General features: G+C 72.4%; 23 protein-coding genes and 4 pseudogenes. 23 read left to right on the forward strand and 4 right to left on the reverse strand.

From position 1 onward, the window contains the following. Window positions 1–20 precede the first annotated feature (20 nt). The 23 genes and pseudogenes from argS (at window position 21) to ACQ95T_RS03865 (ending at window position 21,747) form a co-directional block, all read left to right on the forward strand. Window positions 21–1,685 (forward strand): arginine--tRNA ligase, encoded by a 1,665-nt coding sequence (argS, locus tag ACQ95T_RS03755; protein WP_425939496.1) that lies wholly within the window; start codon window positions 21–23, stop codon window positions 1,683–1,685. Window positions 1,686–1,690: 5 nt separating this feature from the next. Next, window positions 1,691–2,665 carry a homoserine dehydrogenase gene (locus ACQ95T_RS03760; protein ID WP_425939498.1) on the forward strand — a complete coding sequence of 325 codons (975 nt, stop codon included), beginning with the start codon at window positions 1,691–1,693 and terminating at the stop codon, window positions 2,663–2,665. A gap of 348 nt (window positions 2,666–3,013) precedes the next feature. After that, window positions 3,014–5,147: pseudogene (gene rho, locus ACQ95T_RS03765) on the forward strand (transcription termination factor Rho). Window positions 5,148–5,407: 260 nt separating this feature from the next. Next, on the forward strand, window positions 5,408–5,626 hold the full coding sequence (gene rpmE, locus ACQ95T_RS03770) for a 50S ribosomal protein L31 (RefSeq protein WP_075957440.1): 219 nt from the start codon (window positions 5,408–5,410) through the stop codon (window positions 5,624–5,626). A gap of 108 nt (window positions 5,627–5,734) precedes the next feature. Further along, window positions 5,735–6,835: a peptide chain release factor 1 gene (prfA, locus tag ACQ95T_RS03775; RefSeq protein ID WP_425939502.1), complete on the forward strand. Its 1,101-nt coding sequence runs from the start codon at window positions 5,735–5,737 to the stop codon at window positions 6,833–6,835. A gap of 78 nt (window positions 6,836–6,913) precedes the next feature. Next, window positions 6,914–7,003, forward strand: a pseudogene (locus tag ACQ95T_RS03780) (hypothetical protein); the annotation flags it as partial. A gap of 436 nt (window positions 7,004–7,439) precedes the next feature. Further along, window positions 7,440–7,754 carry a hypothetical protein gene (locus ACQ95T_RS03785; RefSeq protein ID WP_431473935.1) on the forward strand — a complete coding sequence of 105 codons (315 nt, stop codon included), beginning with the start codon at window positions 7,440–7,442 and terminating at the stop codon, window positions 7,752–7,754. Between the two features lie 463 nt (window positions 7,755–8,217). Continuing rightward, entirely contained in the window at window positions 8,218–9,126 is a 909-nt protein-coding gene (locus ACQ95T_RS03790) for an L-threonylcarbamoyladenylate synthase (RefSeq protein WP_431473545.1), read from the forward strand. A gap of 65 nt (window positions 9,127–9,191) precedes the next feature. Next, entirely contained in the window at window positions 9,192–10,493 is a 1,302-nt protein-coding gene (gene glyA, locus ACQ95T_RS03795) for a serine hydroxymethyltransferase (protein WP_425939507.1), read from the forward strand. A 100-nt stretch (window positions 10,494–10,593) separates the two neighbouring features. After that, window positions 10,594–11,697, forward strand: a complete 1,104-nt coding sequence (locus ACQ95T_RS03800) for a glycosyltransferase family 4 protein (protein ID WP_425939509.1) — start codon at window positions 10,594–10,596, stop codon at window positions 11,695–11,697. A 99-nt stretch (window positions 11,698–11,796) separates the two neighbouring features. Beyond that, window positions 11,797–12,237, forward strand: a complete 441-nt coding sequence (locus ACQ95T_RS03805) for a hypothetical protein (protein WP_425939511.1) — start codon at window positions 11,797–11,799, stop codon at window positions 12,235–12,237. A gap of 104 nt (window positions 12,238–12,341) precedes the next feature. Beyond that, window positions 12,342–12,527: a hypothetical protein gene (locus ACQ95T_RS03810; RefSeq protein WP_426947496.1), complete on the forward strand. Its 186-nt coding sequence runs from the start codon at window positions 12,342–12,344 to the stop codon at window positions 12,525–12,527. An 88-nt stretch (window positions 12,528–12,615) separates the two neighbouring features. Beyond that, window positions 12,616–13,437, forward strand: a complete 822-nt coding sequence (atpB, locus tag ACQ95T_RS03815; RefSeq protein ID WP_425939513.1) for a F0F1 ATP synthase subunit A — start codon at window positions 12,616–12,618, stop codon at window positions 13,435–13,437. 117 nt (window positions 13,438–13,554) lie between these two features. After that, complete coding sequence (locus ACQ95T_RS03820) at window positions 13,555–13,770, forward strand: ATP synthase F0 subunit C (protein ID WP_075957433.1); 216 nt, start codon at window positions 13,555–13,557, stop codon at window positions 13,768–13,770. Window positions 13,771–13,936: 166 nt separating this feature from the next. Then, window positions 13,937–14,449: a F0F1 ATP synthase subunit B gene (locus ACQ95T_RS03825; RefSeq protein ID WP_431473546.1), complete on the forward strand. Its 513-nt coding sequence runs from the start codon at window positions 13,937–13,939 to the stop codon at window positions 14,447–14,449. Further along, window positions 14,449–15,255 carry a F0F1 ATP synthase subunit delta gene (locus tag ACQ95T_RS03830; RefSeq protein WP_425939517.1) on the forward strand — a complete coding sequence of 269 codons (807 nt, stop codon included), beginning with the start codon at window positions 14,449–14,451 and terminating at the stop codon, window positions 15,253–15,255. The genes ACQ95T_RS03825 and ACQ95T_RS03830 overlap by 1 nt, the downstream gene beginning before the upstream one ends. 68 nt (window positions 15,256–15,323) lie before the next feature. Further along, window positions 15,324–16,973, forward strand: coding sequence for a F0F1 ATP synthase subunit alpha (atpA, locus tag ACQ95T_RS03835; RefSeq protein WP_425939519.1), 1,650 nt, complete (start codon window positions 15,324–15,326; stop codon window positions 16,971–16,973). Window positions 16,974–17,075: 102 nt separating this feature from the next. After that, window positions 17,076–17,977: pseudogene (locus ACQ95T_RS03840) on the forward strand (F0F1 ATP synthase subunit gamma). A 21-nt stretch (window positions 17,978–17,998) separates the two neighbouring features. Beyond that, on the forward strand, window positions 17,999–19,453 hold the full coding sequence (gene atpD / locus ACQ95T_RS03845; protein ID WP_431473547.1) for a F0F1 ATP synthase subunit beta: 1,455 nt from the start codon (window positions 17,999–18,001) through the stop codon (window positions 19,451–19,453). Window positions 19,454–19,723: 270 nt separating this feature from the next. Further along, a complete protein-coding gene (locus ACQ95T_RS03850) occupies window positions 19,724–20,461 on the forward strand; it encodes a hypothetical protein (RefSeq protein ID WP_431473548.1) in 738 nt (245 codons plus the stop codon). Beyond that, a complete protein-coding gene (locus ACQ95T_RS03855; RefSeq protein WP_431473549.1) occupies window positions 20,398–20,988 on the forward strand; it encodes an acetyl-CoA hydrolase/transferase C-terminal domain-containing protein in 591 nt (196 codons plus the stop codon). The genes ACQ95T_RS03850 and ACQ95T_RS03855 overlap by 64 nt, the downstream gene beginning before the upstream one ends. Window positions 20,989–21,029: 41 nt before the next feature. Continuing rightward, entirely contained in the window at window positions 21,030–21,314 is a 285-nt protein-coding gene (locus ACQ95T_RS03860; protein ID WP_425939526.1) for a F0F1 ATP synthase subunit epsilon, read from the forward strand. Between the two features lie 4 nt (window positions 21,315–21,318). After that, complete coding sequence (locus ACQ95T_RS03865) at window positions 21,319–21,747, forward strand: DUF2550 family protein (RefSeq protein ID WP_425939528.1); 429 nt, start codon at window positions 21,319–21,321, stop codon at window positions 21,745–21,747. Here the strand turns inward: ACQ95T_RS03865 and ACQ95T_RS03870 are convergent. The 4 genes and pseudogenes from ACQ95T_RS03870 to nucS all read right to left on the reverse strand — a co-directional run bounded on the left by ACQ95T_RS03870 (window position 21,729) and on the right by nucS (window position 24,686). Continuing rightward, entirely contained in the window at window positions 21,729–22,388 is a 660-nt protein-coding gene (locus tag ACQ95T_RS03870; RefSeq protein ID WP_425939529.1) for a cob(I)yrinic acid a,c-diamide adenosyltransferase, read from the reverse strand. The two genes, ACQ95T_RS03865 and ACQ95T_RS03870, sit on opposite strands and share 19 nt — an antisense overlap. A gap of 45 nt (window positions 22,389–22,433) precedes the next feature. Next, on the reverse strand, window positions 22,434–23,108 hold the full coding sequence (locus tag ACQ95T_RS03875) for a gamma-glutamyltransferase (protein ID WP_431473903.1): 675 nt from the start codon (window positions 23,106–23,108) through the stop codon (window positions 22,434–22,436). A 99-nt stretch (window positions 23,109–23,207) separates the two neighbouring features. Continuing rightward, a pseudogene (locus ACQ95T_RS03880) lies at window positions 23,208–23,959 on the reverse strand (gamma-glutamyltransferase); the annotation flags it as partial. Between the two features lie 31 nt (window positions 23,960–23,990). Next, window positions 23,991–24,686 (reverse strand): endonuclease NucS, encoded by a 696-nt coding sequence (nucS, locus tag ACQ95T_RS03885; RefSeq protein ID WP_425939531.1) that lies wholly within the window; start codon window positions 24,684–24,686, stop codon window positions 23,991–23,993. Between the last annotated feature and the right edge of the window lie 48 nt (window positions 24,687–24,734).

Genomic DNA, 24,734 nt, shown 5'->3' on the forward strand with positions numbered 1-24,734 from the left:
GCGCCACTAGACTTGCCGGCGTGACCCCAGAGCAGCTCGCCGACGCCATCCACGCCGTCCTGACCCAGGCCGTCGACCGCGGGGACCTGACCGTGGCCGTGCCCGCGCGCGAGGACGTCCGGGTCGAGCGGCCGCGCACCCGCGAGCACGGGGACTGGGCCTCGAACGTGGCTCTTCAGCTCGCCAAGCGGGCGGGGATGGCGCCCCGCCTGCTGGCCGAGCAGCTGGCCTCGGCCCTGGAGGAGGTGTCCGGCGTGGCCCGCGTGGACGTCGCCGGTCCGGGCTTCCTCAACATCACCGTCGACGCCGCCAGCGCCGGGGAGCTGGCGCGCACGATCGTCGAGGCCGGTCCCGGCTACGGGCAGGGCGACGCGCTCGCCGGTGAACGGGTCAACCTCGAGTTCGTCTCGGCCAACCCCACCGGTCCCATCCATCTGGGCGGTACGCGCTGGGCCGCCGTCGGCGACGCCCTGGCCAGGGTGCTGCAGGCGTCCGGCGCCGACGTCGTGCGGGAGTACTACTTCAACGACCACGGCGCCCAGATCGACCGTTTCGCCCGGTCGCTGCTGGCCGCGGCGCAGGGAAGGCCGGCTCCCGAGGACGGGTACGCCGGCGACTACATCGCCGACATCGCCCGTCGGGTGATCGAGGTCGAGCCGGACGTGCTCGGCCTGCCCGAGGAGCAGGCGCAGGAGAGGTTCCGGGCCGTCGGGGTGGCGCTGATGTTCGAGGAGATCAAGGCCTCCCTGCACGAGTTCGGGGTCGACTTCGACGTCTTCTTCCACGAGAACTCCGTCCACGACTCCGGAGCGGTCCAGCGGGCGGTCGCCCGGCTCACCGAGCTGGGCGTGATGTACGAGAAGGACGACGCGCTCTGGCTGCGCACGACCGACTACGGGGACGACAAGGACCGGGTCGTCATCAAGAGCGACGGGCAGCCGGCCTACATCGCCGGCGACCTGGCCTACTACCTCGACAAGCGCGAGCGCGGCTTCGACCGGGCGATCATCATGCTCGGCGCGGACCACCACGGCTACGTCAGCCGGATGATGGCGATGTGTGCGGCGTTCGGGGACGAGCCGGGGGTCAACCTGGAGATCCTCATCGGCCAGATGGTCAACCTCGTCAAGGCCGGGCAGCCCGTCCGGATGTCCAAGCGCGCCGGGACCGTGGTCGTGCTGGAGGACCTCGTCTCCGCCGTCGGCGTCGACGCGGCCCGCTACGCCCTGACCCGGTCCTCGGCCGACAGCAACATCGACATCGACCTGGACCTGCTCACCCGCCGGTCCACCGAGAACCCGGTGTTCTACGTCCAGTACGCCCACGCCCGCACCTGCAACGTCGCTCGTCTGGCCGCCCTGGACGGGGTGCACCGGGAGGAGGGGTTCGACCCCTCGCTGCTGACCGACGACACCGAGGCGGCGCTGCTCGCGGTGCTGGGTGACTACCCCCGCGTCGTGGCGCAGGCGGCCCAGCTGCGGGAGCCGCACCGGGTGGCGCGCTACCTGGAGGAGCTGGCCGGGCGGTTCCACAAGTGGTACGACGAGTGCCGCGTGCGGCCGGTGGACGCCGACGAGAAGATCACCGACCTGCACCGGAGCCGGCTGTGGCTCAACGACGCCACCCGCCAGGTGCTCGCCAACGGGCTGGCGCTGCTCGGCGTCTCCGCCCCCGAACGAATGTGAGAAGCATGACTGAGCCCCCCGTCCGGATCGCCCTGCTCGGAGCCGGGACCGTCGGCACCGCCGTCGCCCACCGGCTCGTCGGGCGGGCCGAGCTGTATGCCGCCCGGCTCGGCCGGCCGCTCGAGCTGGTCGGCGTGGCCGTCCGGGACACGTCCCGTCCGAGGGAGGGCATCGACCCCTCGCTCATCACCGGCGACGCCGAGGAGCTGGTCGACCGCGCCGACGTCGTGGTGGAGGTCATGGGCGGGATCGAGCCGGCCCGGTCCCTCGTGGCCAGGTCGCTGGGCCGGGGGGTGCCCGTCGTCACGGCCAACAAGCAGCTCGTCGCGCAGCACGGGCCGCAGCTGCACGCCCTCGCGGAGGAGCAGGGCACCTCCCTGGAGTACGAGGGTGCGGTGGTGGCCGCCGTCCCCGTCCTGTCGGTCGTCCGGGAGGCGCTCGCCGGCGACGTCATCACGGCGATCTCCGGTGTCGTCAACGGGTCCACCAACTACGTGCTGGACCTCGTCGCCCGCCGGGGCGTGCCCTACGACGACGCGGTCCGGCAGGCGGGGGAGCTGGGCTACCTCGAGGCGGACCCGACCGAGGACCTGGAGGGGCTGGACGCCGCGGCCAAGATCGTCATCCTGGCCCGGGCGGCGTGGAACGTGCCGGTGACCCTCGACGACGTCCAGCGACGGGGCATCACCGGTCTGACGGACGAGGACTTCCGCCAGGCCGCTGGGGCGGGCAACGTCATCAAGCTCGTCGCCTCGGCCTGGAGCTCCGGCCCCGTCGGTCAGCAGCGCGTGCAGGTGGCGGTGCGGCCGGTGGCTCTGCCGCAGGAGGACCCGCTGGCGCAGGCCCGCGAGAGCGCGAACGTCATCATCATCGAGGCCGAGAGCGCAGGCACGCTCCGGCTGCAGGGCGCCGGTGCCGGCGGGGACGCGACGGCGTCGGCCGTGCTGGGGGACATCGTCCGCGTGGTCCGTCGCGGCTGACCCCGCCGGACCCGCTGCCGGTCCGTGGCGCGACGGGTGTGACAGCGTGTTATGTTGGGGCCATTCCGTGAGCGGTCCGGCCGAGACAGGTCGAGCTCCGGGACATCCATCCACGGACCGACGCCCCTCGGCGTCAGGTCTCCACGACCGCCGATCCGGGTCGCGTCCGTGGCACGTTCCCGTCCAGCGCCGTCCGCGCGGTGGACCACACCCCAGGACCCCACGTCCGGCGGAGTCCGGGCCGAGGGGGAAGGACAGTACGTGACCGACATCAGTCAGGCAGCCACGACCAGGACCGGTGCGCTGAGCACCCTCCGACTGGCCGAGCTGCAGCAGCTCGCCTCGAGCATGGGCATCTCCGTCGACGCCAGGATGCGCAAGGCCGACCTCGTGTCCGCCATCCGCGAGCGCCGTGGGGGCGGGGACGTCCGCGCCGCCGAGGGGGCCGGACGCTCCGCCGCCGACGCGGACCGAGGTGCCGACGGGAGCGGCCAGCCGTCCCGCAGCGACCGCGGGGGCGGGCGCAACCACCGGGGCGAGGACCGCCAGGGTGGCGACGCCGCCCGTGGGGAGGACGGCTCCGCGGAGCGGTCCACGCCCGACCAGGGGACCACCGGCACCACGTCTGACCAGGGGGCGCAGGGGGTCGACCTGGACGCCGTGCTCGACCGCGCGCAGGCGCAGCGGGAGGGGGGACGCACCCGGCGCACCAGGCGAGCCGGCTCGTCCGCCGGTGCCCCGCGCGTCGACGATCGGCAGGGGTCCGCCGACGGTCAGGAGCAGGACCGGCAGGGTCAGGACCAGGACCGTCGCGACGGGCAGCGCGGGCGGAGCGGTGGGGACGGCGAGCGGCAGGGCGGACAGTCGCAGGCCGGTGAGAACAGCCAGGGCCGCGGCTCCGACCAGCGCGGCGACGACCGCAACCAGGGCGGTGCCGACCGCAACCAGGGCGGCAACGACCGCAACCAGGGCGGCAACGACCGCAACCAGGGCGGCAACGACCGCAACCAGGGCGACGACGACCGCTCCGGCGGGCAGCAGCGCCAGGACCGCCGCTCCGACCAGCAGGACCGCCGACCCGACCAGCAGGACCGCCGACCCGACCAGCGGCAGGACGACAAGGGCGGGCAGGACGACGACTTCGACGACGACGGGGACGGCCGCGGCCGTCGCCGGCGCAACCGCCAGCGCAGCCGGGACCGCAAGCGTGGGCGTGGCCCGGGTGGTACCGACCGACCAGCGGCAGGGCGGGCAGCAGCCCGGCGGCCAGCGGGAGGACGAGGAGAGCTACTCCGACGAGGACGTGCTCGTCCCCGTCGGTGGCGTCCTGGACCTGCTGGATAGCTACGCCTTCATCCGCACGACGGGCTACCTGCCCGGGCCGACCGACATCTACGTCCCGCTGGGCATGGTCCGCAAGTTCGGCCTCCGCAAGGGTGACGCGGTCACCGGGGCCATCAAGGCTCCCCAGGACGGTCAGGACCACACGCACACCGTCTCCTCGACCGGGAACAAGCGCGACCGCGGCAAGTTCAGCGCGCTGGTCCGGCTGGACTCGATCAACGGCCAGACCCCGGAGCAGGCGCGCCAGCGTCCCGACTTCTCCCGGCTGACCCCGCTCTACCCCCAGGAGCGCCTGCGCCTGGAGACCGAGCAGAAGAACCTCACGACGAGGGTCATCGACCTGGTCGCTCCCATCGGCAAGGGTCAGCGCGGACTCATCGTGTCCCCCGCCGAAGGCCGGCAAGACGATGATCATGCAGGCCATCGCCAACGCGATCTCCCAGAACAACCCCGAGGTCCACCTGATGATCGTCCTCGTCGACGAGCGTCCGGAGGAGGTCACCGACTTCGAGCGCACCGTGCAGGGCGAGGTCATCGCCTCGACCTTCGACCGCCCCGCGGTCGACCACACGACGGTCGCCGAGCTGGCCATCGAGCGCGCCAAGCGGCTCGTCGAGCTGGGCCAGGACGTCGTCGTCCTCCTCGACGGCATCACCCGACTGGGCCGGGCCTACAACCTCTCGGCCCCCGCCTCGGGCCGGATCCTCTCCGGCGGGGTCGACTCCTCGGCGCTGTACCCGCCGAAAAAGTTCTTCGGCGCCGCGCGCAACATCGAGAACGGTGGGTCGCTGACCATCCTCGCCACCGCACTGGTGGAGACCGGGTCGAAGATGGACGAGGTGATCTTCGAGGAGTTCAAGGGCACCGGCAACATGGAGCTGCGCCGTCCCGCCACCTGGCGGACCGCCGCACCTTCCCGGCCGTCGACGTCAACGCCTCCGGCACCCGCCGTGAGGAGATCCTCATGAGCGGCGACGAGCTGAAGATCATGTGGAAGCTTCGTCGGGTGCTCTCCGCGCTCGACCAGCAGCAGGGCATCGAGCTCCTGCTCGACCGGCTGCGCAAGACCAAGCACAACTACGAGTTCCTCACCCAGGTCCAGCAGACCTCCTCGGTGAGGCTGAACGACGAGGACTGACCGGGCCGACCACCCGCAGCGACGGGCCCGGCGGGAGAAGACTCCTGCCGGGCCCGTCGTGCGTCCTCGGCCGTCGGGCCCGTGGGTCCTCGGCCGAAGGCTGACCGTCGTCCGGACGAGGCGGGTCCCGGCACGAGCCGGACCCCGGCCGAATGGACCCGGACCGTCCCGCTCTGGCAGAATGGCCCGTTGGCCCACCGGTTCACGGGGGCGCTGCCGCGCCGCCGACCCGGGGAACCCGCCACCCGTGAGGAGAGACCATGAAGAAGGACATCCACCCGGAGTACGTCGAGACCCAGGTGACCTGCACCTGCGGGGCGTCGTTCACCACCCGCAGCACCGCCACGTCCGGCCGGATCAGCGCCGACGTGTGCTCCAGCTGCCACCCGTTCTACACCGGCAAGCAGAAGATCCTGGACACCGGTGGCCGCGTGGCCCGCTTCCAGGAGCGCTACGGCAAGAAGGCCGACGCCAAGTAGGCCCTCCGACGCCGGTCCCGCGAGCTGCTCGCGGGGCCGGCGTCTGCCGTTCCCGGCCCGGGCCGTCCGGGACCGGCGTCCTCGTCACCCCACCCTGAGAGGTCCCGGATGACCACCCACGACTTCGGCTCCGCCCTCCCGCTCCTGGCCGAGCACGCCGAGATCGAGCAACGGCTGGCCGATCCTGCCGTGCACGGCGACCCGCCGGCCCTGCGTCGGCTCAACACCCGGTATGCCGCGCTGGGGCCCGTCGTGGCTGCGTACCGCGAGTGGGAGCGCGCGGCGGGCGACCTGGGCGCGGCCCAGGAGCTGGCCGGCGACGATCCCGGGTTCGCGGCCGAGGTCCCCGGTCTGCAGGTCGAGGTGGACCGCGCCGCCGAGCTGCTGCACCGGATGCTCGTCCCCCGCGACCCCGACGACGACCGGGACGTGATCCTGGAGGTCAAGGCCGGCGAGGGCGGGGAGGAGTCGGCACTCTTCGCCGGGGACCTTCTGCGGATGTACCTGCGCTACGCCGAGCGGCGCGGCTGGCGGACCGTGCTGCTCGACGCGACGCCGTCCGACCTCGGAGGGTACAAGGACGCGCGCGTCGCGGTCCGGGCGACCGGTGTTCCGGGACCCGGCGAGGCGCCCTGGGCCCGCCTGAAGTACGAGGGCGGTGTGCACCGGGTCCAGCGGGTGCCCGTCACCGAGAGCCAGGGGCGTGTCCACACCTCGGCGGCCGGGGTCCTCGTGATGCCCGACCTGGACGACGACGCCGGCGCGGAGGTCGTCCTGGACCCCGCGGACCTGAAGATCGACGTGTTCCGCTCCTCGGGGCCGGGCGGGCAGTCGGTCAACACGACCGACTCGGCGGTCCGTGTGACCCATCTGCCCTCCGGGCTGGTGGTCTCCTGCCAGAACGAGAAGTCCCAGCTCCAGAACAAGGAGTCGGCCCTGCGCGTGCTGCGGGCCCGCCTGCGCCAGATCGCCGTCGACCAGGCCGAGGCGGCCGCCAACGAGCAGCGCCGCAGCCAGGTGCGCACGGTCGACCGCAGTGAACGCATCCGCACCTACAACTTCCCGGAGAACCGCATCGCCGACCACCGCACCGGCTACAAGGCCTACAACCTCGACCAGGTGGTCGACGGCGACCTCGACCCGGTCGTGCAGTCCGCCGTCGACGCCGACGAGGCCGAGCGCCTGGCCCGCGCCGGGACGACGCGGTGAACGTCGACCGGGTCCTGCGGGCTGCGACCCGGCGTGCTCACCGGCGCAGGCGTCCCCAGCCCGGCCGTCGACGCGGAGGTGCTGCTGGCGCACGTCTCCGGGCACGAGCTCGGCGAGCTGCGACGGGCACGGATCATGGGGGCGGAGGTACCCGCGCCGACGCGGACGGCATACCTGGAGCTCGTGGAGCGGCGCGCCCGCAGGGTGCCGCTGCAGCACCTCACCGGACGGGCCCACCTGGGCGGGGTCGACCTCGTCGTGGGGCCCGGGGTGTTCGTGCCCCGGCCCGAGACGGAGGTGCTCGTCGGGCTCGCCCTCGAGGCTCTCGACGCCCTCGCCGCCCTCGACGCGCGCGGCGCCCGTGACCCTGAGGCCCTCGACCCCTCGAGCGGCGTGGCCGTCCCGACCGTGGTCGACCTGTGCACCGGCAGCGGGGCGGTCGCCCTCGCGCTGGCCCGGGCCCGTCCGCACGCGCGGGTCGGGGCCGTCGAGCTGTCCGAGGACGCGCACCGTTACGCGGTGACGAACGTGGAGCGGAGCGGGCTGCCGGTGGACCCTGCGGCTGGGAAGGGCCCAGGACGCCTTCGAGGACCTGCTGGGCGTCGTGGACGTGGTCACGAGCAACCCGCCGTACATCCCGCCGGACGCCGTCCCGGTCGACGTCGAGGTCAGGGAGCACGACCCGGAGCTGGCGCTCTACGGGGGAGGGGTCGACGGGCTGCAGGTGCCGCTGGAGGTCGCGGCCCGGGCGGCGCGGCTGCTGCGGCCGGGCGGGGTGCTCCTCATGGAGCACGCCGCGGCGCAGGGGCGCAGCCTGCCGGAGGCGCTGGCCGCCCAGGGGACGTGGTCGCAGGTGGACGACCACGTCGACCTCGCGGGACTGCCCAGGGTCGCCCGGGCCGTGCGCGCAGACCGCTGACACGACACCGCCCCGGTCCCGCGACGAACGCGGACCCGGGGCGGGCCGTGAGTGGAGGGGGTCGTGATCAGAAGATCCAGATCAGCAGGGCAATGATGAGCAGGATGCCCACGATCGTCCAGATCAGGCCGCTTCCGCGCATGATTCTCACTCTCCTTCGGTGGCCCGGGCACGGGGTGCGCCCAGGTCGTCGCCCCCCACTCTCGACGAGCGGGCGGACGGTCGCAACTCTAGGTGACACCAGGGTGTCGAAGGACCGCGACACCCGGGGCCCTGCCTGCGGTGTGCCGAGGCGACCCAGGGCCGGGACGCACGGTGCGCCGCGGCACCTGCACCCGGGTTGAGCGACGCCCGCGGCCGGGAGGTACGGTGCCCACGACCGGGACGCACGGTGCCCGCGGTGAGAGACTGGTTCCCGCCCGACCGACCCGCCCCCGCCCCCCATGCGCCGGAGGAGATCCCGATGCCCGTTGGCCCGCCCCTGCCGGAACGGTTGCTCGACTGTGCCGACCCGCAGACCCGGCAGGAGTCGCTGGACCGCGCCGCCGACGCGGTGCGCGCGGGTCGGGTGGTCGTCCTGCCCACCGACACCGTCTACGGCGTGGGTGCCGACGCGTTCGACGTGGTCGCGGTGGCCATGCTGGCCGCCAAGCACCGGGGCCGCGAGATGCCGCCGCCGGTGCTCGTGCCCAACCCCCGCACGGTGGACGGTCTGGCCGTGGACGTGCCGATGTACGCCCGCATCCTCATGCGCCAGTTCTGGCCAGGGCCGTTGACCCTCGTCCTGCGGTCCCAGCCCTCGTTGCAGTGGGACCTCGGGGAGACGAACGGCACGGTCGCGCTGCGGATGCCGGACGACGAGGTCGCCCTGTCGCTGCTGGCGGAGGTCGGACCGATGGCCGTGACGAGCGCCAACCTCACCGGTCGGCCGGCGGCCACGACGGGCCAGGAGGCCCTGGACCAGCTCGGGGGGGCCGTGGCGGTCTACCTGGACGACGGCCCCCGCACGGGCGGCCTGGCCTCCACCATCCTCGACTGCACGGGGGAGGAGCCCGTCGTCCTGCGGGCCGGTGCGCTGCGGGTCGAGGACGTTCGCGCCGTGCTGGGGACGACGCGTCTGCGGGCGCCCGCGGACGGGGACGAAGGACCGGAACCGTCCACCGGGGAGACGACCGCGACGCAGAGCACACGCGCCGGGGCGGAGACCGTCGCGGGGACGACCGGCGCGGAGGAGACCGGCGCGCAGAGGAACGACGCGGAGGAGGCCGCCGGGGACGAGACCAGGGGGACGCCGACGGCCGACCTCGTCGGGAGCGTGAGCCCCAGCGGGGTGACCGTCCCCGCCGGAGCCCTGCGCATCCTCGGCCCCTGATGGCTCGCCCGCCCCGGCCACGGGTCTGCCCCCCGCCGGACGTCGACGACCCCTACAGTGGGGCCATGAGCACCGCAGTCACCCCCGAGACGTACTACGGCCCCAGCTTTCCGAAACTGCTCGAGCAGGATCCGCAGATCGCCGAGCTCCTCGTCGCCGAGCTGGACCGCCAGCGCAGCGGGCTGCAGCTGATCGCCAGCGAGAACCAGACCAGCCCCGCCGTCCTGGCGGCGCTGGGTTCGACGCTGTCGAACAAGTACGCCGAGGGCTACCCGGACGCGCGCTACTACGGCGGCTGCGCCGAGGTCGACAAGGTCGAGAAGCTGGCGATCGAGCGGGCCAAGCAGCTCTTCGGCGCCGACCACGCCAACGTCCAGGCGCACTCGGGGGCCAGTGCCAACCAGGCCGTCTACGGAGCCTTCGCCAAGCCCGGCGACACGATCCTGGCCATGTCCCTGGACCACGGGGGCCACCTCACGCACGGCTTCAAGGTGTCCTTCTCGGGCAAGTGGTTCAACGCCGTGCACTACGGCGTCCACCCCGAGACCGAGGACATCGACTACGACCAGGTCGAGGCGCTCGCCAAGGAGCACCGGCCGAAGATCATCGTGGCCGGCGGCTCGGCGATCCCCCGCCTCATCGACTTCGCGCGCTTCCGGGCGATCGCGGACGAGGTCGGCGCCATCTTCTGGGTGGACGCGGCGCACTTCATCGGCCTGGTGGCCGGCAAGGTCATCCCGTCCCCGGTCCCGCACGCCGACGTGGTCTCCTTCACCACCCACAAGGTGCTCCGCGGCCCGCGCGGCGGCGCGATCGTCTGCACCGAGGAACACGCCAAGAAGATCGACCGCGCGGTGTTCCCCATGATGCAGGGCGGTCCGCTCATGCACGCGGTGGCCGGCAAGGCGGTCAACTTCGCCGAGTGCGCGACCCCCGCCTACCAGTCCTACGCCCAGCAGGTGCTCGACAACGCCCGGGCCCTGGCCGGCGGGCTGGACAGCCGTGGCATCCGTCCGATCACCGGCGGCACCGACACCCACCTCTCGTTGCACGACCTGCGCGGCGTCGGGGTGACGGGGGTCGACGCGGAGGCCCGCTGCGACGCTGCGGGCATCGTGCTCAACAAGAACGCCATCCCCTTCGACCCGGAGAAGCCCAACGTGGCCTCGGGCATCCGGGTGGGGAGCCCGTCGGTCACGACCCAGGGGATGGGGACCGAGCAGATGGAGACCGTCGCGGAGCTGATCCACCGGGCCGTGACGCAGACCGACGGTGACCCGGACCACGCGGTCGCCCGGGAGATCCGGGCCGAGGTGGGAGAGCTGCTCACCTCCTACCCGGCCTACCCGGAGCCCAAGGCCGGCTGAGCCGGACATCGACCGACCGACCCGACCCGTCCCCGGGACCGCACCCCGCACCCCGCCCGCACCGGCGGGGACCGGGGACCGTCGGGGGAGGTGACCTTCCGTGCGCGAGTTCCTCATGGTGCTGCTGACCGCAGCGGTCGTCACCTACCTGGCGACGCCGCTGGTGCGCCGGCTCGCGCTGGTCGTGGGGGCCATCACCCCGGTGCGCGACCGTGACGTGCACGCCACCCCTGTGCCCCGCCTGGGCGGCGTGGCCATGCTGGTCGGCTTCGCCGCCGCGGTGGTGCTGGGTTCGCAGCTGCCCTACCACGGTCAGCTCTTCGACTCCTCACCCCAGCTCTACGGGGTGCTGGCCGCGGCCGCGCTCATCACGCTGCTGGGAGCGCTCGACGACGTGCGCGACCTGGACTGGGCGACGAAGCTGGCCGGTCAGGTGGTCGCGGGTGCGGTGATGGCCTTCTTCGGCGTCCAGCTGCTCTCGCTGCCGATCGCGGGGGTGACCGTGCTGCCCGAGCCGGTCATGGTGACCCTCACCGTGCTCGTGGTCGTCGTCTCGACGAACGCCGTGAACTTCATCGACGGCCTGGACGGGCTGGCGGCCGGGGTCGTGCTGATCGCCGCGTCGGCGTTCTTCGGGTGGTCCTACCTGGTGAGCACCAACTTCGACCCGCCCAACGTGTTCTCGACCGCAACCTTCATCAGCGCCGCGCTGATGGGGGTCTGCCTGGGCTTCCTGCCGCACAACTTCCACCCCGCCAGGCTCTTCATGGGCGACGCCGGGGCGCTGCTGCTCGGGCTGCTGCTCGCGGCCGCCACGATCTCGATGACCGGGTCGGTCGACCCCAGCTCCTCGGTGGCGACGGCGTCGGCGGTCACGGCGATCCTGCTGCCGCTGCTCATCCCGGTGGCGATCATGGCGCTGCCCTTCCTCGACATCGTGCTGGCGGTGCTGCGGCGCACGCGGGCGGGGCAGCTGCCCTGGAAGCCGGACCGCGGCCACCTGCACCACCGGTTGCTCGACATCGGGCACAGCCACCGGCGGGCGGTCGTCGTGCTCTACCTCTGGTCGGGCCTCATCGCCGTCGGCGCGGTGTCCTTCGCCTACCTGCCGGTGTGGGTCTCGGTGCTGGGCATCCTGCTGCTCCTGGGCCTGGCCATCGGCCTGACCCGTCGCCCCGAGGGCGTGCCCAGCCGTGCCGCCTGACCGGAGCCGCGCAGTGCGGCGCCGCCCGACCTGCGGACTTCTCCCGTCGGAGGGGCCTTGTGATAACTTTCACAAAGTCCGCCGACCCCCGGGAGAGTCATGACCGCCGCCTCCGCGACGCGCCGTTCCGCGCGCACGCCGGTGCGGTCGATGCTGCTCGGCGGACTCCTTCCCGTCGCCCCGCTGCTCGTGCTCGTGCCGCTGCTGACCTGGGCGGCAGCCGGTGGCTGGGCCGCCGTCTCGGCCCTGCTCGGCGTGGTCGTCTCCGCGGCCGTCTTCGTCCTGGGGGTGGTGGGCATCCGCGGCGTGCTGGCCGGCCCGACCACCACGACGATGGCGGGGGCGTTCGGTGTCTTCGTCCTCCAGATGGCGGTGCTGGCCGTCACGATCTGGGCGCTCGCGCAGACGACCTGGCTGCAGGTCCTGCCGCTGGTCGTCGCCTTCGTGCTCACCGGCCTGGTCTTCCAGGCCGGCCTCGTCGTGGGATACCTGCGCTCCCGTCCCACGCTGGACGTGACGCTGCCGGGAGAGGGCCGGTGAACGCCCGGGCCTCGGGTCCCGACCCCGGTCCCGACCGTCCTGACGTCCCGCCCCGACCCCGCATCCCGTCGCCGCACGGCGGCACCGAGCCGGAGGTCGTCGGCATGGCCCGGCAGACGGACCTGGGCAACGCCGTGCTGGCCTACCTGCTCGCCGGCCCGGTGGGCTTCGGCGCGCTCGGCTGGCTGCTGGACCTGCTCCTGGGCACCTGGTTCCTGCTGCCGGTCGGGGTGATCGGCGGGATGGTGCTGTCCATGTACGTGATCTGGCTCAGGTACGGTAGGTCATGACGTCGGTGTCCCACCGCGACCCTACGGCGTCGCCCCCTGTCCGGGAGCCAGCCCCGACACCCGTCGAACACCCTGTGGAGGAGAACGCGTGAGTGCGACCATGATGGCCGCTGGGCTGGTGCTGCCCATGGCTGCAGGCGAGGACAGCCACTTCCCGCCCACGCCGGGCGACTTCTGGCAGCCCCTGTTCGCGATCCCGGGCACGGAGTACTACTTCACCCGGCCGATGATGCTCATGGCCATCGCCACCGTCATCCTCATGGTGTGGCTGTGGATGACGACCCGCCGGGCGGCGCTGGTCCCGGGCAAGGGCCAGTGGCTGACCGAGCAGGTCTACAACTTCGGCCGCAACGGCATCGCCCGCGACATGATCGGCAGCAAGGAGTTCATGCCGTTCGTGCCGTTCCTGTTCTCGCTGTTCGTCTTCATCCTGCTGAACAACCTCATGGGCATCGTCCCGCCCTTCCAGAACCCCACGATGGCCCGGGTCGCCTTCCCGATCGGGCTGACGCTCCTCGTCTACGTGGTCTACCACTGGGTCGGCCTGCGCAAGAGGGGCAGCCTGGGCGCCTACCTGGGCGGCATGCTGCCCAGCGGCCTGCCGGGGTGGATCAAGCCGTTCATCCTCCTGCTGGAGCTCATCACCTTCTTCATCACCCGGCCGCTGACGCTCGCCCTGCGACTCTTCGGCAACATGTTCGCCGGCCACATGCTTCTCGTCGTCTTCATCGTCGGCGGCTGGTACCTCTTCAAGACCTACGAGCCCGGCCTCATGCTGGTCGCGATCCCCGCCTGGATCCTCGGCGTGGCACTGACCGCCTTCGAGGCCCTGGTCCAGTTCCTCCAGGCCTACGTCTTCACCCTCCTGGCCGCCTCCTACATCGGTGGCGCCCTGGCCGACGAGCACTGACGTCCCCGACGTCAGCGACCGCCGGCAGCCCTCGACCACCATCCGCACAACTGAATAGTTCCAAGGCCTTCGACGGGGCGCCGCCCCGTCAAGACATCACACAGAAAGAGATACGACGTGACTGGTGACATCACTCTGCTCGGCTACGGCCTGTCCACCATCGGCCCGGCCATCGCCGTGGGTCTGATCTTCGCCGCCTACATCAACGGGGTGGCCCGCCAGCCCGAGGCGCAGGGCAAGCTGCAGCCGATCGCCATCCTGGGCTTCGCGCTGGCGGAGGCGCTGGCCATCTTCGGTCTGGTGCTGTTCTTCATCGCCTTCTTCGTCGGCTGACCGACCCCGTCCCGTCCAGACCCGTCCCGCCGGTGCCCGAGAGGCGCTGAGGGACACGCACACGTGAGGAGCCGCTCGTGGAGCACACCACGATCGCGACGGGCGTCCTGAGGGCTGCCGCCAGCCGATCGGCGCCGGGGAGGATGCCGTCCCGATCCTTCCCTACATGCCCGAGCTCATCTTCGGGCTGATCGTCTTCGGCCTCTTCTACTTCTTCGTCGCCAAGAAGATCGTCCCCACCCTCGAGAAGGTCTACGCCGAGCGTACGGCCGCGATCGAGGGCGGGATGCAGGCGGCCGAGCAGGCCCAGGCCGAGGCCGCCGCGGCGAAGAAGCAGTACGAGGACCAGCTCGGTGAGGCCCGCGCCGAGGCCGCCCGCATCCGCGAGCAGGCCAAGGAGCAGGGCGCCCAGATCATCGCCGAGCTGCGCCAGCAGGCGCAGACCGAGGCCGCCCGGATCACCGAGACCGCGCACAAGCAGATCGAGGCCGAGCGCCAGCAGGCGATGGTCCAGCTGCGCGGGGAGGTCGGAGCGATCTCGACCGCCCTGGCCAGCAAGATCGTCGGCGAGTCGCTGGACGACGAGGCGCGCCAGCGCGGCATCGTGGACCGCTTCCTCGGCGAGCTGGAGTCGGGCGCCATCAGCCCGTCGCGTCTCGGGTCGGAGCAGGGACGCTGATGGAGAGCGCCTTCCGCCGGTCCTACCACGAGGCCGACCAGGCCCTGCAGCAGACGCTGGAGGGTGACCCCGCCGCGGTGGCCGACGACCTGTGGGCCGTCGCCCGCGTCGTGGACGCCAACCCGACCCTGCGCCGCAACCTGGCCGACCCCTCCCGTGAGGGGGCCGACAAGGCCGCGCTGGCCGAACGGCTCCTGGGGGGCAAGGTCGGCGCGGACGCGCTGGCGGTCGTCCGGACGACGGTGGCCCAGCGCTGGCCCCGTCAGGGCGACCTGGTGACCGCGCTGGAGCGCCTCGGGGTCGAGGCGATGCTCGCTCAGGCCCAGCGGCACGGCCGGCTGGGGCAGGTCGAGGACGAGCTGTTCCGGTTCTCCCGGATCGTCGACGGCACCCCGGACCTGCAGGCCGCCCTGGCGGACCGCCGCGCCGACCTGCAGGCCAAGGTCTCCCTGGTCGACCGGCTGCTGTCGGTGCGCACCGCCCCGGAGACCGTCCGCCTGGCCCGCCAGGCGGTGGCCGGCACCCGGGGCCGCCGGTTCGACATGGCCGTCGCCTCCTTCCTGGAGCAGGCCGCAGACCGTCAGGACCAGGTCACCGCGACCGTCACCAGCGCCGTGCCGCTCTCCCAGGAGCAGCTCGACCGCCTCACGGCCGCCCTGAGCACCCAGTACGGCCGCCAGGTCCACACGAACGTGGTCATCGACGAGGACGTCGTCGGTGGCATCCGGGTGGAGATCGGCGACGAGGTCATCGACGGCACGGTCAGCCAGCGGCTGGCCGACGCCCGTCGGCAGATGACCGGCTGAGTCCACCGCACACCCGCCACGACAGACACCCGGGCCGCACGAGCGGACCGACGACGAGGAGAAGAGACATGACGGAGCTTTCGATCCGTCCGGAGGAGATCCGGGACGCCCTGGACCAGTTCGTCCAGTCCTACGAGCCGAACGCCGCCTCCCGCGAGGAGGTCGGGCGCGTGGTCGACGCCGGCGACGGCATCGCCCACGTCGAGGGCCTGCCCTCGGTGATGACCAACGAGCTGCTGGAGTTCGAGGACGGCACCCTCGGCCTGGCGCTGAACCTGGACGTCCACGAGATCGGTGTCATCGTCCTGGGCGACTTCTCGGGCCTGGAGGAGGGTCAGCCGGTGCGCCGCACCGGCGAGGTCCTCTCGGTCCCCGTCGGGGACGACTACCTGGGCCGGGTCGTCAACCCCCTGGGCGTGCCGATCGACGGCCTGGGCGACATCGAGGACGAGGGACGCCGCGCGCTGGAGCTGCAGGCTCCCGGCGTGATGATGCGCAAGTCGGTGCACGAGCCGATGCAGACCGGCATCAAGGCCATCGACTCGATGATCCCGATCGGCCGCGGTCAGCGTCAGCTGATCATCGGCGACCGCCAGACCGGCAAGACCGCGGTGGCGATCGACACGATCCTCAACCAGAAGGCCAACTGGGAGTCCGGCGACCCGGAGAAGCAGGTCCGCTGCATCTACGTCGCCATCGGCCAGAAGGGCTCGACGATCGCCGGCGTGCGGGGCACGCTCGAGGAGAACGGCGCGCTGGAGTACACCACCATCGTCGCGGCCCCGGCCTCCGACGCGGCGGGCTTCAAGTACCTGGCCCCCTACACCGGCTCGGCCATCGGCCAGCACTGGATGTACCAGGGCAAGCACGTCCTCATCGTCTTCGACGACCTGTCCAAGCAGGCCGAGGCCTACCGCGCGGTGTCGCTGCTGCTGCGTCGCCCGCCGGGCCGTGAGGCCTACCCCGGCGACGTCTTCTACCTGCACAGCCGGCTGCTCGAGCGCTGCGCCAAGCTCTCCGACGAGCTGGGCGCCGGCTCGATGACCGGTCTGCCGATCATCGAGACCAAGGCCGGTGACGTCTCGGCGTACATCCCGACGAACGTCATCTCCATCACCGACGGCCAGATCTACCTGCAGGCCGACCTGTTCAACTCCAACGTCCGCCCCGCGATCGACGTGGGTGTCTCGGTCTCCCGCGTCGGCGGTGCCGCGCAGATCAAGGCCATGAAGTCGGTCTCGGGCCGCCTCAAGGTGGACCTGGCGCAGTTCCGCGAGATGGAGGCGTTCGCGATGTTCGCCTCCGACCTCGACGCGGCGTCCAAGGCGCAGCTGGAGCGCGGTGCGCGCATGGTGGAGATCCTCAAGCAGCCGCAGGCCTCCCCGGTCGCGGTCGAGGAGCAGGTCGCGATCATCTGGGCCGGCACCAACGGCCACATCGACGACGTCCCCGTCTCCGACGTGCGCCGGTTCGAGGGCGAGTGGGTCGACTACCTGCGGCGCAACGAGCGCGGCCTGCTGGACGGCATCCGCGAGACCGGCAAGATGGGTGACGACACCGAGGCCACCCTGGTCGAGGCCATGAAGGCCTTCAAGCAGGAGTTCCGCCCGGACGACAGCCAGGAGGTCCGCGTGGGCTCGGACGAGGACTTCGACAACGTCGACGCCCTCGAGGACGAGGACGTGGACCAGGAGCAGATCAAGGTCCGTCGCCGCTGACCCCGTCGGGTATGCCGTGGGGCGCGCCCCACGGCATACCCGCACCCGGCCGGCAGGCACGAACCGACCGCAGACGCTAGAGACACACGAGAGAGGCGAGATATGGGAGCGCAGCAGCGGGAGTACCGCCAGCGCAGCCGGTCCGTCCAGTCGACCAAGAAGATCACCCGGGCGATGGAGCTCATCGCCGCCTCGCGCGTGGTCAAGGCGCGGCAGCGCGTGGCCGAGACGACGCCGTACGCGAACGCGATCACCCGCGCCGTGTCCGCCGTCGCCAGCTACTCCGACGTCGACCACCCGCTGACCACCGAGCGGGAGACCGTGCGGCGTGCGGGGGTGCTCATCGTCACCAGCGACCGTGGGCTCGCCGGTGCCTACGCGGGCAACGTCCTCAAGCGCAGCGAACAGCTGCGCGAGCTGCTGGCCGACGACGAGGGCAAGGAGTTCGTGCCCTACCTGGCTGGCCGCAAGGCCGAGGGCTTCTACAAGTTCCGGGGCCGCTCCTTCGAGCAGTCGTGGTCGGGCTTCTCCGACGCGCCCACCTTCGAGGTGGCCAAGGAGATCGCGACGCGACTGACCCAGGACTTCGTCACGGGGTCGGAGGACGGCGGGGTGGACGAGCTGCACATCGTCTCCACCCGGTTCGTCTCGATGGTGACCCAGGAGGTCCACGTCGTGCGGCTCCTGCCCCTGGAGGTCGTCGAGGACGACACCCCGGCGACGGAGGAGGACATCTACCCCCTCTACGAGTTCGAGCCCGACGGCCGGGAGGTGCTCGACGCGCTCCTGCCCAAGTACGTCACCTCCCGGATCTGGAACGCGCTGCTGCAGGCGTCCGCGTCCGAGCTGGCGGCCCGCCAGCGGGCCATGAAGTCGGCGACGGACAACGCCGAGGAGCTCATCAAGACCTACACCCGCTGGCGAACCAGGCCCGCCAGGCCGAGATCACCCAAGAGATCAGCGAAATCGTGGGCGGCGCGAGCGCCCTCGCCGACGCCAAGTGAGAAGGAACGCAAACCATGAGCATGGCTACCACTGAGGCTCCGGCACAGGAGCAGTCGCAGGGCGGCGTCGGTCGTCTGTCCCGGATCATCGGCCCGGTCGTCGACGTCGAGTTCCCGCCCGGGCAGATGCCCTCCCTCTACAACCTCCTCAAGACCGAGGTCACGCTCGGCGGGGAGACCAAGACGATCAACCTCGAGGTCGCCCAGGACATCGGCGACAACATGGTCCGCGCGATCTCGCTGCAGCCCACCGACGGACTCGTCCGCGGCGCCGCGGTGCAGGACACCGGTGGTCCGATCACCGTGCCCGTCGGCGACGTGACCCTGGGTCACGTGTTCAACGCCACGGGCGACGTGCTCGACCTCGAGGAGGGCGAGACGCTGGACATCACCGAGCGCTGGGGGATCCACCGCCAGGCGCCGGCGTTCGACCAGCTGGAGTCCAAGACCCAGATGTTCGAGACCGGCATCAAGGTCATCGACCTCATGACGCCCTACGTCCTCGGCGGCAAGATCGGTCTGTTCGGTGGTGCCGGTGTCGGCAAGACCGTGCTGATCCAGGAGATGATCGCCCGGGTCGCCCGGGACCACGGTGGTGTCTCGGTGTTCGCCGGGGTCGGCGAGAGGACCCGTGAGGGCAACGACCTCATCGTGGAGATGGAGGAGGCCGGGGTCCTCGGCCAGACCGCCCTCGTCTTCGGCCAGATGGACGAGCCGCCGGGCACGCGCCTGCGGGTGGCCCTGTCCGCGCTGACGATGGCGGAGTACTTCCGCGACGTGGCCAAGCAGGACGTGCTGCTGTTCATCGACAACATCTTCCGGTTCACCCAGGCCGGCTCGGAGGTCTCGACCCTGCTGGGCCGCATGCCCTCGGCCGTGGGCTACCAGCCCAACCTGGCCGACGAGATGGGCACCCTGCAGGAGCGGATCACCTCCACCCGCGGGCACTCGATCACCTCGATGCAGGCGATCTACGTCCCGGCCGACGACTACACCGACCCGGCGCCGGCGACCACCTTCGCCCACCTCGACGCGACCACCGAGCTCTCCCGCCCGATCGCCTCGATGGGCATCTACCCGGCCGTGGACCCGTTGACCTCCACCAGCCGGATCCTGGACCCGCGCTACATCACCCGCGAGCACTACGACACGGCCGTGCGGGTGAAGTCGATCCTGCAGCGCTACAAGGAGCTGCAGGACATCATCGCCATCCTCGGCATCGACGAGCTCTCCGAGGAGGACAAGATCCTGGTCGGCCGGGCCCGGCGGATCCAGCGGTTCCTGTCGCAGAACACCTACGTGGCCAAGCAGTTCACCGGCATCGAGGGCTCGACGGTCCCGCTGGCCGACACCATCGAGGCCTTCACCAAGGTCGCCGACGGCGAGTACGACCACGTCCCCGAGCAGGCCTTCTTCATGTGCGGTGGGCTCGACGACGTCGAGCGCCAGGCCGCCGAGCTGGAGAAGAACAGCTGAGCTGACCCCGCACTCCTCGGGGTGTGCGCGCAGGGGCCGGTGCGGAGCGATCCGCACCGGCCCCTCGTGCTCCCGGCCCGCACCGGCCCCTCGTACTCCCGGCCCCGCCGGCACGCCCGACACGCCCGGCGCACCGGCCCCCGCACGGGGTGCCGGGTGGGGGCCGGAGGGAAGGCCGGGCGGACGCCGGGCGCGGGGGGATGGCGGACGACGGGCACGGGGGAGGAGACCCCCGGCCGGTCCTGGTCGCGCCGAGGACACAATGGGCACGTGATCACCGTCGACACGCCGGCCCTGGCCGCCGCGCTGCGCGCCCTGCCCGCCGACCCCCGGGTCGTGGTGTCCGGCAACTCGAGCGTGCCCTGGGAGCTGGTCCGGATCCTCGACGAGCACGTGCCGAGCTACGTGCTCAACACCCTCAACGGCCCGCCCGGCCTGCCGGAGCGCGAGGGGGTCGTCGCCGAGACCAGCTTCGTGGGCGCGGGCCAGCGGCGCCACCCCGGACTGCGCTACGTCCCCTCCCGGCTCTCCCTGGTCCCGGTGCTCTTCCGCCGCGCGCTGCCGGTGGACGCGGTCCTGCTGCACTGCTCCCCGCCCCGCGACGGGGTGGTCTCCCTCGGGATCGAGGTCAACGTGCTCCCCGCCGCGATCGAGGCCTGCCGGGAGCGCGGCGGCCTCGTGGTGGCGCAGATCAACGACCGGATGCCCTTCACGCACGGAGACGCCCTCGTGCCCGTGGAGCACGTCGACCTGGCCGTGGCCACGAGCAGCGAGCTGCCCTCGCCGCCGACGGGCGTCCCGCTGGGTGAGGACGCCCGGGTGATCGGGGAACGGGTGGCCGCGATGGTGCCCGACGGAGCCACCCTCCAGATGGGCATCGGGACGGTGCCCGACGCCGTGCTGGCGGCGCTGACGGGGCACCGGGGACTGCGGTGTGGACCGAGATGTTCTCCGACGGGGTGCTGGCCCTCGACGCCGCCGGAGCGCTCGACGACGAGCACCCGTTGACCACGTCCTTCCTCTTCGGCTCGCCGGAGCTCTACGCCTGGCTCGACGGCAACCGGCGGGTGCACCTGCTGCGGACCGAACGCACCAACGACCCGGCCCTGATCGCCCGGCAGCGGTCCATGACCTCGATCAACACCGCCCTGGAGGTCGACCTCTTCGGCCAGGCCAACGCCTCGCGGATCGATACCCGGATCCACAGCGGCTTCGGCGGCCAGACGGACTTCATCGTGGGGGCGCTGCACTCGCAGGGCGGGCAGGCGATCATGGCGCTGCGCTCGTGGCACCCCAAGGCCGACGTGTCCACGATCGTGCCGATGGTGGACGAGCCGGTCACCTCCTTCCAGGCCTCCGCGATCGTCACCGAGCAGGGGGTGGCGCCGCTGTTCGGGCACAGCGAGAAGGACCAGGCCCGTCACCTCATCGAGCGGGCGGCGCACCCGCGGGTGCGCGCCGAGCTGTGGGAGGAGGCCCACCACCTGGGTCTGGCCTCCCGGGAGTCGTCCCGGCAGGGCCCGGGCGACCGGTAGACTGCTCGGGACCGCCGCCGTACCCGAGAGGACAAGAACCCGTGAGTGAACTCAAGGTCCAGCTGGTCGCCGCGGACCGCAAGGTCTGGGAGGGCGAGGCCGCGAGCGTCAGCGCGCGCAGCACCGACGGCGAGCTCGGGATCCTGCCGGGTCACACCCCGCTCCTGGGGGTGCTCGTCACCGGGGACGTGCGGATCGTCGCGCCGGGGGGTTCGACGGAGACCGTGACGATCGACGGTGGGTTCCTGTCGGTCGACCACGACCGCGTCGTCATCGTCGCCGACAGCGTGGACGCCGGCAGCCTGTCCAGCCCGACCACCGCCTGACACCATGCCGGAGAGCCTCGTCCTGGTGCTCCTCGCGGCCGTCGGCGCGCTGGTGATCCTGGGCCTGGGGCTGGTGCTCTTCCAGCGCTTCGCCGACCAGGACGTCATCTGTCCGCCGATGCCCGCCGCCTACCGGCGCGGCACCACGGACTGGCGTCGGGGCACGCTGCGCTTCACCGAGGACGGTCTGGCCGTCCGTGGGCCGGGCGGTCTTGCCGACGGCCCGTGGATGCGGGCGGACCTCGACCTGGGCATGGCCTCGGCCGTGACGGCGCAGGAGGCCGGGCAGCTGGGCCGCCCCGATCTCATCCAGGTGCCCGTGCGCTACGGGACGGTGACCTTCGACCTGGCTCTCGACGAGCAGCACTACACGGCCCTGCGGGCGTGGGTCGAGGCCGTCCCCCCGGGCTACCGTCAGTCGCGGGTGGCCTGAGCACCCTTTCGCCGCCGGCGCTCCGGAACCTCGACGCGGCCGCCACCCGGCCGCCACAGCACGTCGCCCTGCGAGCGGTTGGCGACCCGCGCGAGGATGAAGAGCAGGTCGGAGAGGCGGTTGAGGTACTTCGGCGCCAACGGGTTGATCCCGCCGACCCCCTTGTCCGCACCCTCCGGCGCCGGTGCGTCCCCGTGGACGTCCATGGCCGCCCAGGCCGACCGCTCGGCCCTGCGGGCCACCGTGCGGGCCACGTGCAGGTGGGCCGAGCCGGGCGTGCCGCCGGGGAGGATGAAGGACCGGAGGGGCTCCAGCTCCTCGTTGTGGCGGTCGCAGTCGGCCTCCAGCTCCTCGATCCACTCCGCCTGGACGCGCAGCGGCTCCCAGTCGTAGCTGGCCCGCAGGGGCATGGCCAGGTCGGCCCCGACGTCGAAGAGGTCGTTCTGCACCCGGGTGAGCGTGTGCTGGACGTCCACGGGCAGGCTCGCCCCCGCCAGCGCCACCCCGATGAGGGAGTTGGTCTCGTCGGTGTCGGCGTAGGCGACGAGGCGCGGGTCGTTCTTGCCGGTGCGTCCGAGGTCCCCGAGCGCGGTCGTGCCGTCGTCGCCGGTGCGGGTGTAGATCCGGGTGAGGTTGACCATGCGGGCATCGTCCCATGCGCGGACGGTCCGAGGTGGGCGCACCCCTCAGGTGATGAGCGTGGCCGCCTCCCGCCGGGGGTCGGCCGCGGCCTGCAGCTCGCCGTCCCCGGTGCGCAGGGCGGCGCCGACGCCGCCGAAGTACATGACGTGGAGCGGGTGCTCGTTGCGGGCCAGCCCGGCGTCGTCGAGGCTGGCTGCGATCGTGGCGTCCTGCTCGTGCTCGACGCGGGTCGATCCGTCGTCCAGCCGACGGGGGTGCATCCGTGGACGGTCCACCGCCGTCTGCAGGTCCTCGCCGTGCCGGGCCAGGTGCAGGAGCACCTGCGCCAGGGCGGTGGTGATCCGGTCCGCACCCGGGGTGCCGATCGCCAGCACCGAGCCGTCGTCGCGCCGGGCCACGGTCGGGGCCATGTTCGAGGCCAGCCGGGTCCCCGGGGGAAGGGCGTGCAGCCCGAGCCGGTTCAGCTCCAGCTCACCCAGAGCGTTGTTGGCCACCAGGCCGGTCCCGGTGATCGTCATGCCGGAGCCGTAGCCGGCCGAGGCCGTGAGGGCGCAGGCGGTGCCCCTGGCGTCGACCACGGACACGTGCGCCGTGGACGGCGACGTGGGCAGTCCGGCGGACCCGATCTCGTGGAGCGTCTCCAGCAGCTCGGCCCCTGCGGCCGCGAGGTCGGCGGCGGTGTCGATGCGGTCGAGGCGGATGTCGAGCACCTCGGTCATGACCGCGGCCGCCCCGGCCGGTCCGATGTCGCCGCCGGTGGCTCCGAGCAGACGGAGCAGGGCCGTGAGGACCGGACCGCCGATCGAAGGTGGCGGGTTGCAGGCGAGGTCCCAGTCGCCGAGGCGGCTGCGCAGCGCCGGGCGGGGCACCGCCCGGTAGGCGGCGAGGTCCGCCAGGCCCAGCAGCCCGCCCCGGTCCTGCACGTCCTGGGCGATGGTCCTGGCCAGCTCCCCCCGGTAGACGGTGTCGGGGCCCTCGGCCCCGATCTGCTCCAGGTGGCGGCCAGGACCGGGTCGATCACCGGGTGGCCCACGGGCGGAGGTGCGCCGTCGACGGTCAGCAGGGCCCGGGTGGCGGGGTCCCAGGCCAGGATGGTCTCCGTGACGAGGACGAGGTAGGACTGGGCGATCCGCCCGAGCGGGTAGCCGGACCGGGCGACGTCGGCGGCCGGCTGGACGAGCTCGCTCCAGGGGGCGCGCCCGAACCGGTCGTGCGCCCACCCCATCGCCGCGAACATCCCGGGCGTGGCCACCGAGCCGGGCCCCACGTAGGTCACCATCCCCCCGCCGTAGGCGGACGCCGCCTCGATGAGGCCCGAGCCCAGCCGCTCCGGGGGCTGGTCGCGCCCGGGCATCTCGACGTTGCCGTCGACGACGACCGGCTCGCCCCCGGCGGGCCACACCGTGACGTAGCACCCGCCGAGGGGCGAGATCACGCCCGGCTCGGTGACCGTGGCGGCCAGCATCCCGGCGATGGCGGCGTCCACCGCGGTCCCGCCCTCGTCCAGCGCGTGCTGCGCCGCACGGGTGGCGTGGGCGTTGGGGGCGGCGATCGCGGCGCGGGGGCTCATGCCCCGATTCTGCCGCAGCCGGGCACGGGCGCTAGAACAGCCGGGCGGCGGCGTCGTCCCGACCGCGCAGGGCCTCGTAGTCGAGCGTGACGCAGCGGATGCCGCGGTCCGTGGCCAGCACCCTGGCCTGGGGCCGGATCTGCTGGGCTGCGAAGACGCCCTGGACGGGTGCCAGGTGGGGGTCGCGGTTGAGCAGCTCGAGGTAGCGGGTCAGCTGCTCCACCCCGTCGATGTCGCCGCGCCGCTTGATCTCCACCGCCACGGTGGCGCCGTCGGCGTCCCGGCACAGGATGTCCACCGGCCCGATCGCGGTGGGGTACTCGCGGCGCAGCAGGGTCCAGCCCTCCCCGAGGGTGACGATGTGCTCCGCCAGGAGCGCCTGGAGCTGGGCCTCGACGCCGTCCTTGACCAGCCCGGGGTCGATGCCGAGCTCGTGAGAGCTGTCCGCGTGGATCTCGTGCAGCCGCACCCGCAGGGTGTCCTCGCGCTTGGCGTGCGAGACGAGCCAGACCTGCTGCACGCCCTCCTCGCGCTCGAGCTCGTCCGGCTCGACCTGGGCCATCGAGCAGGGCGGAGCCATCCAGTTCAGGGGCTTGTAGGACCCACCGTCGGAGTGGACCAGGACCGACCCGTCGGCCTTGACCATGAGCAGGCGGGTCGCCAGCGGCAGGTGGGCCTCGAGGGCGCCGTGGTAGTCGACGGAGCACCGGGCGATCACGACACGCACGCCGGCCACCCTAACCCGCGGCCGCGCTCCCACCCCGACCCGTGGGCG

This window comes from Ornithinimicrobium carbonis, assembly GCF_050703245.1.
Lineage (GTDB): Bacteria > Actinomycetota > Actinomycetes > Actinomycetales > Dermatophilaceae > Ornithinicoccus.